Origin of the sequence: Nocardioides sp., from assembly GCF_036503465.1 — a bacterium.
GTDB lineage: Bacteria > Actinomycetota > Actinomycetes > Propionibacteriales > Nocardioidaceae > Nocardioides.
On record NZ_DASXWU010000032.1, the window covers coordinates 98,397 to 117,440 of the forward strand.

The 19,044-nt window shown below is 70.2% G+C and carries 16 protein-coding genes; 11 read left to right on the plus strand and 5 right to left on the minus strand.

Annotation, left to right across the window (positions count from 1 at the left end):
* Window positions 1-55 precede the first annotated feature (55 nt).
* Window positions 56-628 (minus strand): DUF664 domain-containing protein, encoded by a 573-nt coding sequence (locus VGK78_RS05445; RefSeq protein ID WP_331526462.1) that lies wholly within the window; start codon window positions 626-628, stop codon window positions 56-58.
* A gap of 307 nt (window positions 629-935) precedes the next feature.
* On the opposite strand from VGK78_RS05445, the gene VGK78_RS05450 reads away from it, so the two are divergent.
* On the plus strand, window positions 936-1,388 hold the full coding sequence (locus tag VGK78_RS05450; RefSeq protein ID WP_331526463.1) for a hypothetical protein: 453 nt from the start codon (window positions 936-938) through the stop codon (window positions 1,386-1,388).
* Window position 1,389: 1 nt separating this feature from the next.
* Here VGK78_RS05450 and VGK78_RS05455 read toward each other — a convergent pair whose 3' ends face one another.
* Together VGK78_RS05455 and VGK78_RS05460 are read right to left on the minus strand one after the other, a co-directional pair.
* On the minus strand, window positions 1,390-2,028 hold the full coding sequence (locus VGK78_RS05455) for a class I SAM-dependent methyltransferase (RefSeq protein WP_331526465.1): 639 nt from the start codon (window positions 2,026-2,028) through the stop codon (window positions 1,390-1,392).
* Complete coding sequence (locus tag VGK78_RS05460; protein WP_331526466.1) at window positions 2,025-3,443, minus strand: FAD-binding oxidoreductase; 1,419 nt, start codon at window positions 3,441-3,443, stop codon at window positions 2,025-2,027. The genes VGK78_RS05455 and VGK78_RS05460 overlap by 4 nt, the downstream gene beginning before the upstream one ends.
* A gap of 111 nt (window positions 3,444-3,554) precedes the next feature.
* Here VGK78_RS05460 and VGK78_RS05465 point away from each other — a divergent pair, with 111 nt between their 5' ends.
* The 10 genes from VGK78_RS05465 to VGK78_RS05510 all read left to right on the plus strand — a co-directional run bounded on the left by VGK78_RS05465 (window position 3,555) and on the right by VGK78_RS05510 (window position 16,168).
* On the plus strand, window positions 3,555-5,327 hold the full coding sequence (locus VGK78_RS05465) for an acetyl/propionyl/methylcrotonyl-CoA carboxylase subunit alpha (RefSeq protein WP_414690636.1): 1,773 nt from the start codon (window positions 3,555-3,557) through the stop codon (window positions 5,325-5,327).
* Window positions 5,327-5,824, plus strand: coding sequence for a PH domain-containing protein (locus VGK78_RS05470; protein WP_331526467.1), 498 nt, complete (start codon window positions 5,327-5,329; stop codon window positions 5,822-5,824). The genes VGK78_RS05465 and VGK78_RS05470 overlap by 1 nt, the downstream gene beginning before the upstream one ends.
* 13 nt (window positions 5,825-5,837) lie before the next feature.
* Entirely contained in the window at window positions 5,838-7,289 is a 1,452-nt protein-coding gene (locus VGK78_RS05475) for a PH domain-containing protein (RefSeq protein WP_331526469.1), read from the plus strand.
* A 35-nt stretch (window positions 7,290-7,324) separates the two neighbouring features.
* The gene (locus VGK78_RS05480; protein WP_331526471.1) at window positions 7,325-8,569 is read left to right on the plus strand and encodes an MFS transporter; all 1,245 of its coding nucleotides are present in this window, start codon (window positions 7,325-7,327) and stop codon (window positions 8,567-8,569) included.
* A gap of 245 nt (window positions 8,570-8,814) precedes the next feature.
* Window positions 8,815-10,524 carry an ABC transporter family substrate-binding protein gene (locus VGK78_RS05485; protein WP_331526472.1) on the plus strand — a complete coding sequence of 570 codons (1,710 nt, stop codon included), beginning with the start codon at window positions 8,815-8,817 and terminating at the stop codon, window positions 10,522-10,524.
* Window positions 10,525-10,534: 10 nt separating this feature from the next.
* Window positions 10,535-11,518: an ABC transporter permease gene (locus VGK78_RS05490; RefSeq protein WP_331526474.1), complete on the plus strand. Its 984-nt coding sequence runs from the start codon at window positions 10,535-10,537 to the stop codon at window positions 11,516-11,518.
* The gene (locus tag VGK78_RS05495) at window positions 11,511-12,482 is read left to right on the plus strand and encodes an ABC transporter permease (RefSeq protein WP_331526475.1); all 972 of its coding nucleotides are present in this window, start codon (window positions 11,511-11,513) and stop codon (window positions 12,480-12,482) included. Before VGK78_RS05490 ends, VGK78_RS05495 begins: the two co-directional genes overlap by 8 nt.
* A complete protein-coding gene (locus VGK78_RS05500; RefSeq protein WP_331526476.1) occupies window positions 12,479-13,561 on the plus strand; it encodes an ABC transporter ATP-binding protein in 1,083 nt (360 codons plus the stop codon). The genes VGK78_RS05495 and VGK78_RS05500 overlap by 4 nt, the downstream gene beginning before the upstream one ends.
* On the plus strand, window positions 13,554-14,573 hold the full coding sequence (locus VGK78_RS05505; protein WP_331526477.1) for an oligopeptide/dipeptide ABC transporter ATP-binding protein: 1,020 nt from the start codon (window positions 13,554-13,556) through the stop codon (window positions 14,571-14,573). The genes VGK78_RS05500 and VGK78_RS05505 overlap by 8 nt, the downstream gene beginning before the upstream one ends.
* A 56-nt stretch (window positions 14,574-14,629) precedes the next feature.
* Entirely contained in the window at window positions 14,630-16,168 is a 1,539-nt protein-coding gene (locus tag VGK78_RS05510; protein WP_331526478.1) for a hypothetical protein, read from the plus strand.
* A gap of 7 nt (window positions 16,169-16,175) precedes the next feature.
* Here VGK78_RS05510 and VGK78_RS05515 read toward each other — a convergent pair whose 3' ends face one another.
* Complete coding sequence (locus VGK78_RS05515; protein ID WP_331526479.1) at window positions 16,176-17,771, minus strand: NAD(P)/FAD-dependent oxidoreductase; 1,596 nt, start codon at window positions 17,769-17,771, stop codon at window positions 16,176-16,178.
* Window positions 17,768-19,042 carry an aminomethyltransferase family protein gene (locus tag VGK78_RS05520; RefSeq protein WP_331526480.1) on the minus strand — a complete coding sequence of 425 codons (1,275 nt, stop codon included), beginning with the start codon at window positions 19,040-19,042 and terminating at the stop codon, window positions 17,768-17,770. Before VGK78_RS05520 ends, VGK78_RS05515 begins: the two co-directional genes overlap by 4 nt.
* Between the last annotated feature and the right edge of the window lie 2 nt (window positions 19,043-19,044).

The window sequence follows — 19,044 nt, forward strand, 5'->3', positions numbered from 1 at the left end:
AGCCGCGCTGGTTAACGATCGCTAACCTTGAGGTCGACTGACCAGCGGCTCGGACTCAGGGCACCGAGAAGTCCTGCGGAGCGCCTTCTCCCGTGGCCCCGTCGACGTGCTCGCGGAGCAGGTCGGCGTGACCGGTGTGGCGGGCGTACTCCTCGATCATGTCCGCCAGCAACCGGCGCAGGCTCATCCCGTCGTGGGTGGTCTGCTCCAGCCCTCCTCGGGACAGCGCCTCGGCGAGGGCGTCGCGGGACCTGTGCACGGACGCCACCCAGAGGGCACGCAACGCGTCGGGCGTGTCGTCGGCCGCCGTGCGCCAGGCCCAGTCCTCCCAGTCGTCCTCGAGGTCCAGCTGGTCGAACGGCGCCATGGCCGTGCGACCGGCCAGTCGGTTCTGGAAGTACAGCTCCTCGACCCAGGCCAGGTGCTTGAGCAGGCCGCCCAGCGTCACGGACGAGGCACCGAGTGTCAGACGCAGCCCATCGGCGTCCAGATCGGCACACTTCCACGCGAACGTGAGCCGGTTGCGTTCCAGGGTGATCACGGCGGTCTCGACCTCGTCGCCGCGCATGAAGCGCTCGAGGTCCCACTCGGGTGGCCGGCCGGGCGTGAAGCCGAAGGTTCTCGTCATGGGGCCAACGTAGGGACTTTTCCGGACGTAACGCGTCCGCAAACCGTTCCGAGGCTCGGGTCTGTATGACCGACTGGGCTTCTCCAGATCCCGTTCGAGGAGAACGCGCGCTCCGGCATCGACGCCGCGATCCCGATGGCGGGTGGGTGGCCGGCAGCGGGAAGGCTCTGGGCGGCGTCCTGGCGGCGCGACAAGCGAGGTTGGGTACCGGAGTGGCTGCACCGGGTGAGCCTCAGGCGTGCTCAACGAGGGGCCCGGACCTTCCACCGACGAACGTGAGCCTCGGAGGGATCGATAGGTTCGCCGGGTGTTCAAACTGTTGCTCTTCCTGCACCTGCTGGCAGCGATCTTCGCCGTCGGCCCGCTCGTCGGCGCGGCGACGACCGCCTCGCGTGCGCTGCGGTCGTCGGACGCCGGGGCCGCGACCTCGGCGGCGAGGACGATCCGGCTGTACAGCTACGTCTCGGTCGTCGTGGTGATCCTGGGCATGGGACTGATGTCGCAGAAGGCGCCGTGGGACAAGTCCCGGGAGGTCGCGGACTTCGGCGACACCTGGATCTGGCTGTCGCTGCTGCTCTGGGCGTGCGCTACGGCCGTCGCGCTCGCGGTGCTGGCGCCGACGCTGACCCGGGCGGCGGCGGTGATCGGGGGCACCGGTTCGGCGCGCGGCCTGGTCGGCCGGGTGGCGGGAGCCGGCGGGGTGATCGGGCTCCTGTACGCCGTGATCGTGGTGCTGATGGTCTACCAACCGGGCGGGTGACTCACCCGCGCCGGAGCACGTGCACGACGTACGTGCTGTCGTCGGTGTACGGCTGTAGGTCGTAGGTCGCGAAGCGGTGCACCATCTGCAGCCCGACCGACTCGTAGTCGGCGACGAACTCCGCCAGCGGGTACGTCCTCGAGAAGCCGGACGGTGCGCCGGAGAGCGCGAAGCCGACCAGCATCCGGCCCTCGGGTGCGAGCAGGGCGGCGAGGTTAGCGAGGACGGTGCGCTCGGTGTCCGGCGCGAGCAGGATCATCACGTTGCCGACGCACACGACCAGGTCGTACGCCGTGGGGTGGCCGGCGTCGGACAGCTCGGCGGGGGTGAGCTCGTCGAGTCGCGAGTCGACCAGCGGCAGGTCGGGGAAGGTGCGACGGGACTGGTCGAGGATCTCCGGGTCGAAGTCGACCCCGACCACGCGATGCCCGCGCGCCAGCAGTGCAGCGCCGACGCGACCCATCCCCGACCCGGCGTCCAGGATCCGTCCGCCGCGCGGTGCGAGCACGTCGGCCAGTCGCGCCTCGCCCTCGATGTCGACGCCCTCGGCCATCAGCCGGGCGAAGTGCGCGCCGTACCCGCCGTGGCCCGCCGCCCGCTCGTAGGAGCGTGCCTGCTCCCACCTGGTCTCGGCGCTCACGACAGGATCGCGCCGGGATTCAGGATGCCGTCGGGGTCGAGTGCGTCCTTGATCTTCCGGGTCAGTGCCATCACGTCCGGTCCGAGCTGGTCCGGCAGCGACACCGCTTTGGCCCGCCCGACGCCGTGCTCGCCGGTGATCGTGCCGCCGAGGGCGATCGCCGCCGACATCACCTCGAGGAAGGCCGCACGCGCCCGGCGCTCGGACTCGGGGTCCTGTGCGTCGTACACGATCAAGGGGTGGGTGTTGCCGTCACCGGCGTGGGCGACGGTCGGGATCTCGACGTCGTGCTCCGTGGAGATCGCGACGATCCTCGCGAGGAGCTCGGGCAGCAGCGGGATCGGGGCGCCGACGTCCTCCAGCAGCAGCGACCCCCGCGCCTCGAGCGCGTTGAAGGAGATCCGGCGCGCCTGCACGAACATCTCGCCCTCGTCGGCGTCGTCGGTCACGAAGCACTCCCCCGCCCCGGCCGCCTCGCAGGCCGCCTGCATCGCGGTGATCTCGCCCGACCGCACCTCGCCCGGCGCGTCGGACTGACCGATCAGCAGCGCGCCCACGCTGCGGTCCAGCCCCATCGGCTTGAAGTCCTCGACGGCGTTGACGGTCGCCTGGTCCATCAGCTCGAGCAGGCACGGCCGCATCGTGGTGCGGATCGCGACGACCGCCTCGGCCGCGGCCGTCACGGTCGGGAACGTCGCCACCATCGTCGAGCGCGCGCCCTGGGCGGGCACCAGCCGCAGGATCGCCCGGGTCACGACGCCGAGCGTGCCCTCACTACCGACGAACAGCTTCAGCAGCGACAGCCCGGCGACGTCCTTGATCCGCTTCCCGCCGAGCGTGATCAGGGTGCCGTCCGCCAGGACCACGTCGAGCCCGAGCACGTAGTCGGTGGTCACGCCGTACTTCACGCAGCACAACCCGCCGGCGTTGGTCGCGACGTTGCCGCCGATCGAGCAGATCTCGAACGACGAGGGGTCGGGCGGGTACCACAGCCCCTCCTTCGCGGCCGCGGCCTTGACGTCCTTGTTGAACGCACCCGGCTCCACGACCGCGACCTGGCAGAGGGGGTCGATCTCGACGGCGGTCATCCGTTCCAGGCTGAGCACGATGCCGCCGTCGACCGCGCTGGAACCGCCCGACAGCCCGCTCCCCGCACCCCGGGGTACCACCGGCACGCGGTGCGACGCAGCCCAGCGGACCGCGGCCTGCACGTGCTCGGCGTTCTCCGCGCGTACGACGGCGACCGGCGTCCCCGCCGACGGGTCACGCGACCAGTCGTGCCGGTACTTCTCGACCGCGTCCGCCCCGGTGACCACGACATCGCCCGGGAGCGCCGCGCTCAGCTCCGCCAGCGCCTCACGGTCGACGCCGCCCTCCGCTTGTCTGTCGATGTCCATGTGCCCGGTGACCTGCATGGGGCCATGCAACCACGCGGATCACGGTCGGCCGGACGACGATAGTGTGCTCGGCGGAGTCCCATCCGCCCGGAGGAGTGCGCCTTGCCCGACGTGAGACCCCTGCAGCCCCTGCGAAAGGTCCTGATCGCCAACCGCGGCGAGATCGCGGTGCGCGTGATCCGTGCCTGCAAGGACGCCGGGATCGGCAGCGTCGCGGTGTACGCCGAGCCCGACCGCGACGCGCTGTTCGTGCGTCTGGCCGACGAGGCGCACAGCCTGCACGGCGCGACCCCCGCCGACTCCTACCTCGACATCGCCAAGATCATCGCGGCCGCCGAGAGGTCCGGCGCCGACTCCGTCCACCCCGGTTACGGCTTCCTCGCCGAGAACGCCGGCTTCGCCCAGGCCGTGATCGACGCCGGTCTGGTCTGGATCGGCCCGCCCCCGGAGGCGATCGAGAGCCTCGGCGACAAGGTGCGGGCACGCCACATCGCGGAGAAGGTCGGCGCACCGCTGGCCCCTGGCACGAAGGACCCCCTCGACAACGCCGACGAGGCGGTGGCCTTCGCCAAGGAGAACGGCCTGCCGATCGCGATCAAGGCCGCCTTCGGCGGCGGCGGCCGCGGGCTCAAGGTCGCCCGCGAGATGTCCGAGGTGGCCGACGCCTACGAGTCGGCCGTGCGCGAGGCGGTCACGGCATTCGGGCGCGGCGAGTGCTTCGTCGAGAAGTTCCTCGACAAGCCGCGTCACGTCGAGACGCAGTGCCTGGCCGACCAGCACGGCAACGTGGTCGTCGTCTCGACCCGCGACTGCTCGCTCCAGCGGCGCCACCAGAAGCTGGTCGAGGAGGCGCCCGCGCCGTTCCTCAGCGACGACCAGATGAGCCGTCTCTACGACTCCTCGAAGGCGATCCTGCGCGAGGCCGGGTACGTCGGGGCCGGCACCTGCGAGTTCCTGGTCGGACAGGACGGCACCATCTCGTTCCTCGAGGTGAACACTCGGCTCCAGGTCGAGCACTGCGTGTCCGAGGAAGTCACCGGGATCGACCTGGTCCGCGAGATGTTCCGGATCGCGGCCGGCGAGGAGATCGGGTACGGCGACCCGGCGGTCCGCGGACACTCGATCGAGTTCCGGATCAACGCCGAGGACGGCGGGCGCAACTTCATGCCCGCGCCGGGCACGCTGTCGGCCTGGCACCCGCCGCAGGGCCCCGGTATCCGGCTCGACGGCGGTTACGAGAACGGCGAGACGGTGCCGGGTTCGTTCGACTCCTTGATCGCCAAGCTGATCGTCACCGGCCGCGACCGCACCGAGGCGCTCGAGCGGTCACGCCGCGCGCTGGCGGAGTTCGTGGTCGACGGGATGCCGACGGTCATCCCCTTCCACCGAGCCGTGGTCGAAGACCCGGCGTACGTCGGCGCCTCGAACCCGACGGGCGAAGGCTCCTTCGACGTCTACACCACGTGGATCGAGACCGACTTCGACAACCAGATCACGCCGTACGGCGGTGACGTCGCCGAGGCCGAGGAGACCGCGGACCGGCAGACGGTCGTGGTCGAGGTGGGCGGACGCCGGCTCGAGGTCAGCCTGCCCGGCGGTCTGGGCGCCGGGATCTCGACGGGTTCGGCTTCCGGCGCGAAGAAGCCGAAGCGGTCGGCCGGGAAGAAGTCCGCCGCTGCCGCGAGCGGGGACGCCGTCACCAGCCCGATGCAGGGCACGATCGTGAAGGTCTCCGTCGAGGAGGGCCAGGAGGTCGCCGAGGGCGACGTGATCGTGGTGCTCGAGGCGATGAAGATGGAGCAGCCGCTGAAGGCGCACAAGGCCGGCACCGTGTCCGGGCTGCAGGCCGAGGTCGGCGCGACCGTGACCAACGGCGCGGTCATCTGCGAGCTCAAGGGCTGATGTCCCGGCCCGAGGCGGTGCGGCTGCGAGCACCGCTGGAACGGGTCAGCCCGCGGGCCCGGCTGATGTGGACGTGCACCGACCTGCTGCGGTGCGTCCCGCCCATGGCGTTGCTCCTGCTCGGCGACGGGCCGTGGGACTGGTTCGACCTCCCCACCTGGTCCCTCGTGGGAGTCGGCGTCCTGTTCGCGGCGTACGGCGTGCTGGTGCCGCAGTGGCGCTACCTCGTGCACCGCTGGGAGGTCACCGAGACCGCCGTGTACACCCAGACCGGCTGGTGGGCCAGGGAGCGGCGGATCGCCCCGATGTCGCGGGTGCAGACCGTCGACCACCGCGAGGGCGCGATCTCGCGGCTGTTCGGGCTCGCCACGGTGCGGGTGACCACGGCGTCGTCCGCGGGGGCGCTCTCGATCGAGGGGCTCGACCGGGACCGCGCCCTCGTCATCGTCGACGAGCTCACCCGGATGGCCGACTCCGTCCCCGGCGACGCGACGTGACCGGCTGATCACGATGAGCGACTGGTCCCGGCTCGACCCACGGATGCTCCTGGTCCACCCGGTGCGCGACCTCGTGAAGTTCCTGCCGGCGCTGGTCGGGATCGTGGTCTTCGGCCGCTCCTCCGAGGGCGGAGGCTGGTGGGGTGTGGCCGGCGTCGGCATCCCGATCCTGCTCGGGCTCGCCCGGTACCTGACGACGACCTACCGGATCACCGCCGGCCGGATCGAGGTCCGGCACGCGCTGCTGAACAGGCGCGTGCTCTCGGCGCCGCTCGACCGGGTGCGGACCGTCGATCTCACGGCCTCCCCCATCCAGCGCCTCCTCGGGCTCGTCACCGTGCGGATCGGCACCGGTCAGACGGCCGGCCACGGCGAGGAGAGGCTCGCCCTCGACGGTCTCTCGGTCGCGGCCGCCACCGCCCTGCGCGAGCGCCTGCTCCACGTCACGACGCCGGCCGACACCACGTCGGCCCCGACGACGGGCGGCCCGCGCGTCGTGCTCACCCTGGACCTGGCCTGGGTCCGCTTCGCACCGCTCACCTCCGCGGGCATCGTGATCGCGGGCGCGGCGCTCGGAGCGGCGGCCCAGACCATCCGCACGCTGGAGCTCACCCCGTCGGTCGACCTGGACCCGCTCGCGCACCTCGGCCTCGCGCTGCTCGTGGTGGGGGGCGTGATCGGTGTGCTGGTCACCATCTGCGTGCTCGCCGTGGTCGGCTACCTGGTCACCAACTTCGGCTTCCAGCTCTCGCACACGGCGACCGACGGCTCCTGGCACCTGCGGCGCGGCCTCTTCACGACCCGCGAGACCAGTCTCGACGACGCCCGGGTCAGCGGCGTCAGCATCGGGGAGCCGCTCGCCCTCCGCCTCGCCGGCGGCGCGCGGCTCTCGGCGATCGTGACCGGGCTCGACCGGAAGCAGCAGGGCAGCTCGGTCCTGGTGCCGCCGGCACCTCGAGCCGAGGTCGACCGGGTGGCCGGCGACGTGCTCGGCACCTCGAGGCCGGTGACCGCCCTGCTCGTCGAGCACGGCCCGCGCGCCCGCAGGCGGCGCTGGATCCGGGCGTTGTTCCCCGCCACGGCTCTCGCCCTCGCCGCGCTGCTGACGGCGTATGCCGTCGCCTGGGAGCTCCCGTTCGTCGCGGTCGTCGCCGTGCTGCTGGTCGCCGGTGCAGTTCTCCTCGCCCGCGACCGAGCGGGCGGGCTGGGCCACGCGCTGGTCGACGACCACCTCGTCGCCCGGTCGGGCAGCCTCGACCGGCGCCGGGAGGTGCTGCACACGCCGTCGGTGATCGGCTGGAACCTCCGTGCAACCTGGTTCCAGCGTCGCGTGGGGCTCACCGATCTGGTCGCCACGACCGCGGGCGGGCGGCAGCGGGTGAGGGTGCTCGACGTCGACGAGGCGGCCGCCACCCTCCTCGCCGTGCGCGCCACGCCGAGCCTGCTGGACCAGTTCCTCGCCTGAGGCCCGGCTCCCGCCCATCGTGCAGGCTGGGCCAGGTGGACCGCGAGAGCCTGTTCCTCCACGCCGACTTCCGGCGGCTGTGGGCGGGTGACGCGATCAGCCAGGTCGGCACCATGGTCACGATGCTGGCGATGCCGCTCCTGGCGGTGAAGGTCCTGCACGCGACGCCGTTCCAGGTCGGTCTGCTGACGACGTTCGAGTTCCTGGCGTTCCTGGTGATCGGCCTTCCGGCCGGGGCCTGGGTCGACCGGATGCGTCGCCGCAACGTGATGATCACCGCCGACCTCGGGCGCGTCGTCAGCCTCGGCTCCGTGCCGGTCGCGGCGGCGTTCGGTGTCCTGACGATCTGGCAGCTCTACGTCGTCGTACTGCTGACCGGTGGGCTCACCGTGTTCTTCGACGTCTCCTACCAGAGCTACCTGCCGTTCCTCGTCGGGCGCACCCGGTTGGTGGAGGGCAACGCGAAGCTGCAGGGCACGCAGTCGGTGGCCCAGGTCGCCGGACCCAGCGTCGGCGGGTTCCTGGTGCAGCTGATCGGTGCTCCCTACGCGATCGCCGCCGATGCGGCGAGCTATCTGTGGTCGGCGCTGTGGGTCGGCGCGATCCGGCGGCGCGAGCCGAAGCCGGAGCGCGCGGCCGACGCGAACCTGGTCCACGAGATCCGCGAGGGCGTCTCGTTCATCGCCCATCACGGCATCCTGCGCTCGATCGCGGGCTGTACCGCGACCAGCAACCTCTGGAACGCCGCCGGCCAGCCCATCCTGATCGTGCTGCTCGCACGCAACCTGGACTTGTCGGCCGGTCTGATCGGCGTCCTGTACTCCGCCGCCGCGGTGGGCGGGCTCGTGGGTGCGCTGCTCGCCCAGCGGCTCGCCGCCCGCATCGGGCAGGGGCCGGTGATCTGGCTCAGCGTCGCCCTCAGCTCGCCGCTGGCGTTCGTCCAGCCGTTCCTGCACCGGGACTGGACGCTCGGCCTCTTCGTGGCCACCCAGATCGCCTTCTACGCGGGGGTGGTCGTCTACAACATCACCCAGGTCAGCTTCCGCCAGGCACTGTGTCCCGAGCGACTGCTCGGCCGGATGAACGCCACCATGCGTTTCGTCGTCTGGGGCACGATGCCGATCGGCGGTCTGCTCGGCGGAGCGCTCGGCTCGACGGTCGGCGTACGCACCACCCTGTTCGTCACCGCGGCCGGTGGGAGCCTGTCGTTCCTGTGGGTCTACCTCTCACCGCTCCGACGGATGCGGGAGCTCGCGACGGAGCCAGGACGCGTCCAGTGACCTGATCTACGTGCGGTCACGCCCCTGCACGCTCGGACAGCGCTACCGCGTTGAGGCATCCGCCGTTTGCGTCCGAAATCCGCCGATGGACCCCGTCAACGGCCAGACGGATCTCCTCGACAAGAATCTCGGGTCACGAGATGGTCACGATCTCCGGGCCCATGTGTGCACGTGCCGTAACCGGGTACCGCTTGTGGCGGTTTGCAGATGCGAACGGAACGTCTCGGCTCCTCTGGAGGTCAGCCATGCGTAGTTCTCGTCTCGTCAAGATCACCGGGACCACGGCGATGTCCGCGGCGGCCCTGCTGGTGGTAGCGGCCTGCGGGGCCGGGAGCAGCAACCCGCCCCCGTCCTCCGGCCCGGTCAAGAGCGGAGGCTCCATCACCTTCGCCCTCGACGAGGACGTGGCCGGCTGGAACGTGCTGCAGGCCAACGACAACGAGTTCGTCCTGCAGGAGATCCTGGACCAGACGTGGCCGCAGACCTTCGTGATCCACCCCGACCTCAAGCCTCATCTGAACACCGCGATCGCCACCAGCGCCAAGGTGACCAAGAAGAGCCCGCAGACCGTGGTCTACAAGCTCAACCCCAAGGCGACGTGGTCCGACGGCACTCCGATCAATGCCGACGACTACATCTACAACTGGAAGGCGCAGTCCGGCAATCCGAAGTACAAGGACGTCGGCGGCAAGGCGTTCCTGCCCGCGAGCACCAGCGGCTACAGCCAGATCAAGTCGGTGACGGGCTCGAACGGCGGCAAGACGGTGACCGTCGTCTTCTCCCAGCCCTACAGCGACTGGCAGTCGCTCTTCAGCCCGATGATCCCGGCGCACATCGCCTCGAAGGTCGGCTTCAACAGCGGCTTCCAGGAGTTCAACGCGGCGGCCAAGGTCTCCGGCGGCCCCTACATGCTGCAGAGCTACAGCAAGGGTGAGGACGTCGTCGAGGTGCCCAACCCGCACTACTGGGAGTCGAAGCCGAAGCTGGACAAGATCACCTACCGGTTCATCACCAACGACGACCAGCAACCACCCGCCGTCCAGAACAACGAGGTCAACATCGTCAACCCCGCGCTGGTGTCGACCACCTTCTACCAGAGCGTCAAGAACATCCCGAACTTCAACGTCCAGGTGTTGCCCGGCCTGGAGTTCCAGCACATCGACTTCAACGAGAGCAACCCCTACCTGGCCAAGCAGAGCATCCGGCAGGCGATCGCCTACGGCACCGACCGTCAGCAGATGGTCGACCGGATCGTGGCGCCGCTCGGCGTGAAGAACCCGCAACCTCTGCAGAACCGGATCTGGATGCCGACCCAGCCGCAGTTCCAGGACACCAGTGGCGGCCTCGGTGACTTCGATCCGAGCAAGGCCAAGCAGCTGCTCGAGAGCTCCGGCATGACGATGGGCTCGGACGGCTACTTCCAGCCGAACTTCGGACCGGAGAAGGGCAAGGACCTCACGCTGTCGATCTCGACGACCAGCGGGGTGCCGGTCCGCTCCCAGATCGAGCAGCTTTTCCAGGCGAGCATGAAGAGCATCGGCATCAAGATCAACATCCAGAACTACGACGCCAACAAGCTGTTCGGCACCGTCGGACCGAAGGGCGAGTTCGACATGATCGAGTTCGCGTGGGTGCAGTCCCCCTACCCCTCCGGCAACCAGTCGATCTACTGCTCCTACACGAACGCCAACCTCTGTGGCTCGAACTGGGACCACTACGCCAACCCGCAGGTCGACAAGCTGTTCACGCAGGCACTGACGAACATCGACACCAGTCAGGCCGCGCGGCAGTACAACCAGATCGACTCGATGCTGTGGAAGGACATGGCCACGCTGCCGTTGTTCCAGCAGCCGCAACTGTTCGGGTGGTCGTCGAACTACGGCAACATCATCCCGAACACGAGCAGCACGGGCATCCCCTGGAACGCCAACCAGTGGGGAGTGTCGGCACAGTAACGACTCCGCGATGTGGCCCTTCATCCTGAGGCGCGTCCTGGCCGGGCTCGTGGTGCTGTTCATCGCGAGCTTCTGCCTCTACGTGCTGGTGTCGCTGTCCGGTGACCCGCTGGCGCAGCTCAAGGCCAACCCGCACGTCTCCCCCAGGACGATCGAGGCAGCCCGGCACCAGATGCACCTCGACGAGCCGCTCCTGCAGCGTTACTGGACCTGGTTCACCGGGTTCCTGCACGGCGACTTCGGGACGAGCACCACCGGGCAGCGGGTCGGGCCGCAGATCTGGGTCCGGCTCGGGGTGACGGCCAAGCTGGTGATCCCGACCGTGATCATCGCCGCGATCGTCGCGGTGCTGCTCGGCATCTGGAGCGCCGTCAAGCAGTACTCGGTGACCGACCACACCTCGACGGCCCTGGCGTACCTCTTCTACTCCTCGCCGGTGTTCGTGATCGCCCTGGTGCTGAAGAACTTCCTGGCCGTCGACGTGAACAAGACCCTGGGACACACGATCTTCTACACCGTCGGGGAGAACACCCCCGGCGTGACGGGCACCTGGAACGTGATCCGGGACGATGCGGCGCACACCGCGCTGCCGGTGATCGCCCTGGTCCTCGTGACCTATGCGGCGTGGAGCCGTTACCAACGCGCCGCGATGCTGGACGTGCTCAACGCCGACTACATCCGGCTGGCCCGGGCGAAGGGCCTGTCCCGCCGCAGGGTGCTGCTGGTGCACGCGGCACGCAACGCGCTGATCCCGGTGACCACGGTGATCGCCCTGGACTTCGCCGTCATCCTCGGCGGCACGGTGATCACCGAGATCGTCTTCGGCTGGGAGGGGATGGGCCGGTTCCTCTACGAGGGGCTCACCGGTCCGGTCAGTCCCGACGTCAACGCGGTGCAGGCCTGGCTGATGATCACTGCCACCGCCGTCGTCGCCTTCAACATCATCGCCGACATCCTGTACGCCGTACTCGACCCGAGGATCCGTCTTGGCTGAGCCAGAAGCACACCCACCCGAGCAGACCGGACGCCCCCGTCCGACCCTGACGGCGCCGAAGGGCCCCCGGGAGACGCTCGGGTCGGCACCCGAGGCGGCACCCCCGGTCAGCCGGAGCCAGCTGCAACTGGCCCGCGAGCGGTTCTTCCACCACAAGCCGGCGGTCGCCGGGCTCGTGGTGTTCGTTTCGCTGCTGCTGCTGTCCACGATCGGCGGCCACTTCTGGCACTACAGCTACAGCGACATCACCGCTCAGTACTCGACCGGTCCGTCACTCCAGCACCCGTTCGGCACCGACACCATCGGTCACGACCTCTTCGCGCAGGTCCTCCTCGGCACGGCGACGTCGATCAAGACCGCGATCGTCGTGGCCGCGCTGGCCACCGTGGTCGGGACGCTGATCGGAGCCCTGGCCGGCTACTACGGCACGTGGGCCGACTTCGCCCTGATGCGCTTCACCGACCTCGTGCTCACCGTCCCCCTGTTCGCGGTCCTGCTGGTGCTCGCGAACACGCTCGGCAAGCAGGCCAACAGCTGGTTCTGGATCGCGATCATCCTGGCCGCGCTGCTGTGGACCTACCTGGCCCGGCTGGTCCGCGGATCGTTCCTGTCGCTCCGGGAACGTGAGTTCGTGGAGGCGGAGTGGGCGATCGGGGCGAGCGACGCACGGATCATCGTGCGGCACCTGATCCCGAACGCCCTCGGGCCGATCGTGGTCAACGCCACGCTCACCGTGGCGGTGGCGATGCTGATCGAGGCGGCACTCTCCTTCGTGGGCCTGGGCATCCAGCCGCCCGAGGTGTCGCTGGGCAGCCTGATCAACGACGGCCAGGGCGCGATGGCCGTGCTGCCCTGGCTGTTCTTCTTCCCGGCCGGCTTCCTGATCGCGATCATCCTGTCGATCAACTTCATCGGCGACGGCCTGCGCGACGCACTCGACCCCTCACAGCGGAACAGCTCGTGAGCGACCACCTGCTCGAGGTCCGCGACCTCTCCGTCGACTTCTCGACCCGCGAAGGGACCGTGCAGGCGGTGCGGGGGCTGAGCCTCGACCTCGCCCCGCGCGAGACGGTCGGCATCGTCGGCGAGTCCGGGTCGGGGAAGTCGACGGTCGCGCTCGCCATCCTCGGCCTGCTGCCGCGGAACGCGACCGTCTCGGGCTCGGTCCGGTCCGGCGACACCGAGCTGACCGGGCTCCCGGAGAGGGCCCTGGCGAAGGTGCGGGGCAGCACCATCGCCTACATCCCCCAGGATCCGCTGACCTCTCTGAACCCGGCGTACACCATCGGCTGGCAGGTCGCGGAGGCGATCTGGGCCAAGGGGCTCGACTCGAAGCGAGGCGCCCATCGGCGGGCCCTCGAGCTGTTGGAGACGGTCGGGATCCCGCGCGCCGCCCAGCAGATGGACAGGTACCCCCACGAGTTCTCCGGTGGGATGCGCCAGCGGGTGGCGATCGCGATCGCGATGGCCAACAACCCCCGGATCATGATCGCCGACGAGCCCACCACGGCCCTCGATGTCACCATCCAGGCGCAGGTCCTCGATGCGCTCCGCGCTGCGCGCGAGGAGACCCACGCCTCGCTGATCCTGATCACCCACGACCTCGGGATCGTCGCCGGGATGGCGGACCGGGTGATGGTGATGTACGCCGGGAAGCCGGTGGAGACCGCGCCCACCGACGAGGTCTTCTACCGGTCCCGGATGCCGTACACGCTCGGTCTGCTGGGCTCCCTCCCGCGGCTGGACGACGAGCGCCGCGGCCCCCTGCGGCCGATCCCCGGCACCCCGCCCTCGCTGCTCACGCTGCCCTCCGGATGCCCGTTCCGGCCCCGCTGCCCGGTCGCCTTCGACCGCTGCGTGACGGAGGAGCCCGGGCTGGACCCCGCCGGGCCGGACCACCGGGCGGCGTGTCACCTCCGGACCGAGCTCGAGGCCGGCGACACCACCCTCTTCGCCGCGAGCTGGGAGGACACCACGGACCAGGTCGGGGGCGACGAGGTCGGCATCCACGGCCGGAGCCGGTCGGAGGTGCCGCATGGCTGAGACCCGGGCGGACGCCGGACACCGGCCCGTCGTGGAGGTCACCGACCTCGTCAAGCACTTCCCGATCCGCGGCGGCCGGCTGGTGCGGCACACGGTCGGCGAGGCGCACGCGGTCTGCAAGGTCTCCTTCGAGCTCCGGGAGGGCGAGACGCTCGGCCTGGTCGGGGAGTCCGGGTGCGGCAAGTCGACGGTGGCACGCACGGTCCTCCAGCTGACGCCGGCCACGGCCGGCTCCGTGCGGTACGACGGCACCGAGCTGACCGAGCGCAGCCGGCGACAGCTGCACTCGGTCCGTCGCGACATCCAGGTCGTGTTCCAGGACCCGTACGCCTCGCTCGACCCCCGGATGCCCGTGGGCGAGGTCGTGGCCGAGCCGCTGCGGATCCACGGGCTCTGGGACAAGCGGACCGGACCGGAGCGGGTGAGCGAGCTGTTCCGCCAGGTCGGGCTCAACCCCGAGCACACCAACCGGTTCCCCCACGAGTTCTCCGGCGGCCAGCGGCAGCGGGTCGGCATCGCCAGGGCGCTCGCGCTGGAGCCCAAGGTCATCGTCCTCGACGAACCCCTGTCCGCGCTGGACATGTCGATCCAGGCCGGCATCGTCAACCTGCTGGAGAGCCTCCAGTCACGTCTGGGGCTCGCGTATCTGTTCATCGCCCACGACCTGTCGGTGATCCGGCACATCTCCCATCGGGTGGCGGTGATGTACCTGGGCAAGATCGTCGAGACCGGCACCAGATCCGACGTGTACGACCGACCCTCACACCCCTACACCCAGGGGCTGCTGTCCGCCGTACCGGTGCCGGACCCCCGCCTCGAGCGGGAGCGCCGGCGGATCATCCTGGAGGGCGACGTGCCCAGCGCCGCGGATCCGCCGTCCGGATGCCGGTTCCGCACCCGCTGCTGGAAGGCCCAGGAGATCTGTGCACACGAGGAGCCGGCGCTCATCGACCGCGGGCAGGGGCACCCGGTGGCATGCCACTTCGCGGAGGTATCCGATGTGATGCCGTAGCCGGACGGACGTCGGCTTCACCTGCGCAGCGGTGCGAATCGACCTACGCTCCGGCCATGAGCGATCTCGGGGGATATCAGCCACCACCGCCGGCGCCACCGGGCGCACCGCCGGAGAAGAAGACCGACGACATCCCGCTGTGGGTGGTCCTGGTCGCCGGCGTCGTCACGCTCGGGCTCGCCGGGCTGCTCGGCTTCGTCGTGCTGACCCGCGGCGGGGACGACCACCACGAGTCCGCGCCGGCCAGCAACCACGCGGCCCACCACCACTACCCGAAGCACTGGGACCACCGGATCGCGCCGTACGCCCGGATCGCCGCGAGGCAGCGGGGTCTGACGTTCAAGCACCCGGTGCCGGTCCGCTTCCTGTCACCGGCCGCCTTCACCATGAGCCTCGAGGCGGAGGACCAGGAGCCGACCCAGCAGGACCGGCGCGAGATCGAGCAGGCCACGGCGCTGCTACGGGCGTTCGGCCTGCTCAGCGGCCACGTCGACCTGCTCCGAGCCGTGAAGGGCTTCAACGGCGCTGCGGTCGACGCCTACTACTCCTTCAGGACCCGGTCGATCACCGTGCGCGGGCGCACGATCACCCCGGCGGTCAAGGCGACCCTGGTCCACGAGCTCACGCACGTGCTCCAGGACCAGTACTTCCACGTCGGAGCCCGGCTGAAGGCGCTCCAGAAGAAGTCCGGGAACGGCACGAGCAGTGCGGCCGGCGAGGTCCTCGACGCCCTGGTCGAGGGCGACGCCGAGCGGATGGAGGGGGCGTACCGCAGCTCCCTTCCCCCGGCCCAGCAGCACGCGCTGGACGCGGCTCAGAAGGCCGAGGGCGACCGGGCGACGTCCACTCTTGCCAAGATCCCGAAGATCGTCGTCACCATGCAGACCTCGCCGTACACCCTCGGCATCGGTCTCGCCCGGACCGCCGCCGAGCAGGGCGGCAACGCGGAGGTCAACCGGCTGCTCCGGCATCCGCCGGTCCACGAGACAGCCCTGATGGAGCCGCTGCGGGCGCTCTCGCGACGGAGAGGCGCCACCCACGTCGACGTCCCGTCGCTCGAAGCCGGCGAGAAGAAGTTCGACTCGGGCGAGTTCGGCGCCCTGAGCTGGTACCTCATGCTCGCCGCGCGCATCCCGGTGATGGACGCGCTCGAAGCAGCCGACGGCTGGGGCGGGGACGCGTACGTCGGCTTCGATCGCGGCGACGAGACCTGCGCCCGGATCGCCTACGCCGGCCGCACGGCCGCGGACAGCACCCGGATGACGGGCGCGCTCCAGCAGTGGATCGCGGACTTCCCGGGCGCCCGGGCGCGGGTCGCCCAGGCCGGCAGCCGGGTGAGCTTCGAGTCCTGCGACCCGGGCACCTCCGCCCAGCTGGGCAACGACGACTCGGCCGACGCGGTGGCCCTGGTCTCCACCCGCGCACTGGTCGAGGTCAGCCTCCTCCACGGCGGGGCCACGGCCGCGCAGGCCACGTGCCTGGGCGACCGGCTCGTGCAGTCCTACACCGTCGCCCAGCTCACCGACCCGACGTTCGGTGCGAACGACCCGACGGTCACCGCGCACGTCCAGGAGCTGGCGGCCCGGTGCCGATGATGGCCGGCTAGCTCCGCCGATCGCCGAGGATGCGCATCGCGGCGAGCTTGGCGGGCCCGCCGCTCACGCAGCCGCCGGGGTGGGTGCCGGAGCCGCACTGGTAGTAGCCCTCGATCGGGGTGTTGTACCGGGCGTAGCCCGGCGCGGGCCGCATGAAGTACATCTGCGGCGCCAGGAACTCGCCGTGGAAGATGTTGCCCTCGGTCAGCCCGGCCACCCGTTCGATGTCCAGCGGCGTGACGACCTCGCGGTGGAGCACGAGGTCGCCGAACCCCGGGAAGTGGTGCTCCAGCACCGCCTGCACGGTGTCGCCGAACGCCTGCCGCTCGGTGTCCCAGTCGCTGCCCTTGAGGTGGTACGGCGCGTACTGGATGAAGCAGCTCATCACGTGCTTGCCCGGAGGAGCCATGTCGGGGTCGACGACGGACTGGATGGCGCCGTCGATGAACGGCTTCTGGGAGTACCAGCCGTACTTCGCGTCGTCGAAGGCCCGCTCCAGGTACTCCAGCGACTCCCCGATGTTGATGAACCCGCCGAAGTGGTCGATCCGGCCCTTCAGGGCGGGGAAGATCGGCAGGTCGTCGAGGGCGAAGTTCACCTTGGCCGAGGTTCCCTGGAACCGGTAGCGCGCGATCGCGTCGTTCAGGTCGCCGGGCAGCTCGCGCGGGTCGACCAGCTCGGTGAAGGTACGCCGCGGGTCGAGCGCACTGACCACGATCGGCGCGGCGTACTCCGTGCCGTCGGTGAGCACGACCCCGGTGGCCCGGCCGTCCTTGGTGATCACCCGGTCGACCGGGGCCTCGAGCTTCACGGTCGCGCCAAAGGCCTCGGCTGCGCGCTGCAACACCTGGGTGAAACCGCCGTTGCCGCCCTTGTGGAAGCCCCAGACCCCGTGGTGGCCGTCCTGCTCGCCGATCAGGTGGTAGAGCAGCACCAGGCCGGAGCCCTGCGACATCGGCCCGACCTTGGTGCCGATGATCGACGAGGACGCGATCGAGGCCTTGACGATGTCGGACTCGAAGTAGTCGTCGAGCAGGTCCGCGCAGCTGCCGGTCAGGAACCGGATCAGGTCGTGCAGCGTCTTCTTGTCGGCGCCGCGGAGCTGCTTGACCATCCAGGCGACGTCGGCCTGGTCGGCCGGATCGTCGCTGAAGATGTCAGGCGGGGCGGCGTCGAACAGCGGCTTGGCGACCTGGATCACCCGTTCGAGGTCGTGCTCCCAGCGGTGGTAGGCGTCGACGTCCTTCTTGCTGTGCCGGGCGATCTCCTGGTCGTTGAACTGCTCGTCCTCGGTCATCAGCAGGTAGTCGCCGTTCTCCATCGGGGAGAACGCCGTCGGCATCAGCAGCGGCAGGAAGCCGTGCTCGACCAGGTTCAGCTCGTGGATGATCTCGGGGCGCAGCAGGCTGAGCGCGTAGGAGAACGTCGTGAACGAGAACCCTGGGTGGAGCTCCTCGGTGATCGCGGCTCCGCCGACGAAGGGCCGGCGCTCGAGGACCAGGACCTTCAGGCCGCCCTTGGCGAGGTACGCCGCGTTGGTCAGGCCGTTGTGGCCGCCGCCGACGACGATCGCGTCGTAGGTGTTGCCACTGCCGCTCGTCATGACTGCTCCATTCGGTGCGAGATCGGGGCCGGCTCGCGGGCGGTGCCGCTCGTCTTGCGGGCCGGGTTGTAGAGGGGAAGCCGGTCGGTGGTGGCCGGGACGGAGAGGTACTCGTGGTCGACGGTGATCTCCAGGTGCACCGTCGAGCCCAGACCCGTCGAACTCCGTGCGGCGTACTCGGGGAGCACTCGCGCGATCGCGATGTGCCGCTGGAGCACGGGGCTGTACATCAGACTCGTCGCGTAGCCGACCCGCTGGTCGCGGTCGGGGCCGCCGTAGAGCATCGACTCCCAGGGCACCGGCGTCTCGTCCTTGGGCACCACCAGGCCGTGCTCGAGGTGCAGGTCGCGGTGGGCCTCCCAGTCGACCCACAGTCCGACGGTCGCCCAGCGTGAGGTGCCGTCGCGGAGCTCCCGCTCGATGGCCCGCCGCCCGATGAACGGCCGGTCGTCGCCGAGCGCCGCGCCGTCCCTGCCGAGCATCCAGCCGAAGCCGAGCTCCTTGGGGGTGAACCGCTCCGCGTCGGTGAACGCGTAGCGCGCGGAGTTGAACTCGACGTTGATCAGGGAGAGGCCGGCCTCGATGCGCAGCATCATCAGGGCGTCCTCGCCGAACGGCCGCAGTCCCTGGCCCTCGCCGGCCTGGATGATCTTGTCGAGCACGCCCAGCGCGTCGTCGGCCTCCACCCTCACCTCGAAGCCGAGGTCGCCGGTGTACCCGGTGCGCGAGATCGTGACCGGCGCGCCGCCCATCTTGGCCGGCGTGAGGCCGAAGAAGGCCAGGTCCTTCACCTCGGGCGCGAGCGTCGCCAGGATCTCCCGGGAGCGCGGCCCCTGGACGGCGAGCATGCCGTAGTCCTCGCTCACGTCCTCGATCGAGACGCGCAGCCGGCCGACCAGGGAGTCGAGGTAGCCCAGGTTGGGGTCCGCGGCGGTCAGCAGCCAGTCGTCGTCGGCGTGCCGGAACACCACGCCGTCCTCGAGGACGTAGCCGGCGTCGTCGCACCAGACGGTGTACATCGCCTGGCCGGGGCGACACCGTCGTACGTCGCGGGTCATCAGGCCGGCCAGGAAGCGCTCGGCGTCGGGCCCGGTGATCCGGTACTTGTACAGCGGCGAGGTGTCGAAGAACCCCGCCGAGTTGCGGACGGCGAAGTACTCGTGCTTCGCGGCGAGGTCGTAGCGCAACGCGGAGAGGTAGCCCGACCAGTGGCCGTACAGGCCGGTCTGGTTGAGCTCGCTGAGCCGTGGGTGGAAGGGCGTCGTCTTCATCA

Coding starts and splice junctions, on each gene's coding strand:
- VGK78_RS05445 (WP_331526462.1), bottom strand. CDS start 628: ATGACGAGAACCTTCGGCTTCACGCCCGGCCGGCCACCCGAGTGGGAC.
- VGK78_RS05460 (WP_331526466.1), bottom strand. CDS start 3,443: ATGCAGGTCACCGGGCACATGGACATCGACAGACAAGCGGAGGGCGGC.
- VGK78_RS05470 (WP_331526467.1), top strand. CDS start 5,327: ATGTCCCGGCCCGAGGCGGTGCGGCTGCGAGCACCGCTGGAACGGGTC.
- VGK78_RS05475 (WP_331526469.1), top strand. CDS start 5,838: ATGAGCGACTGGTCCCGGCTCGACCCACGGATGCTCCTGGTCCACCCG.
- VGK78_RS05485 (WP_331526472.1), top strand. CDS start 8,815: ATGCGTAGTTCTCGTCTCGTCAAGATCACCGGGACCACGGCGATGTCC.
- VGK78_RS05490 (WP_331526474.1), top strand. CDS start 10,535: ATGTGGCCCTTCATCCTGAGGCGCGTCCTGGCCGGGCTCGTGGTGCTG.
- VGK78_RS05505 (WP_331526477.1), top strand. CDS start 13,554: ATGGCTGAGACCCGGGCGGACGCCGGACACCGGCCCGTCGTGGAGGTC.
- VGK78_RS05510 (WP_331526478.1), top strand. CDS start 14,630: ATGAGCGATCTCGGGGGATATCAGCCACCACCGCCGGCGCCACCGGGC.
- VGK78_RS05515 (WP_331526479.1), bottom strand. CDS start 17,771: ATGACGAGCGGCAGTGGCAACACCTACGACGCGATCGTCGTCGGCGGC.
- VGK78_RS05520 (WP_331526480.1), bottom strand. CDS start 19,042: ATGAAGACGACGCCCTTCCACCCACGGCTCAGCGAGCTCAACCAGACC.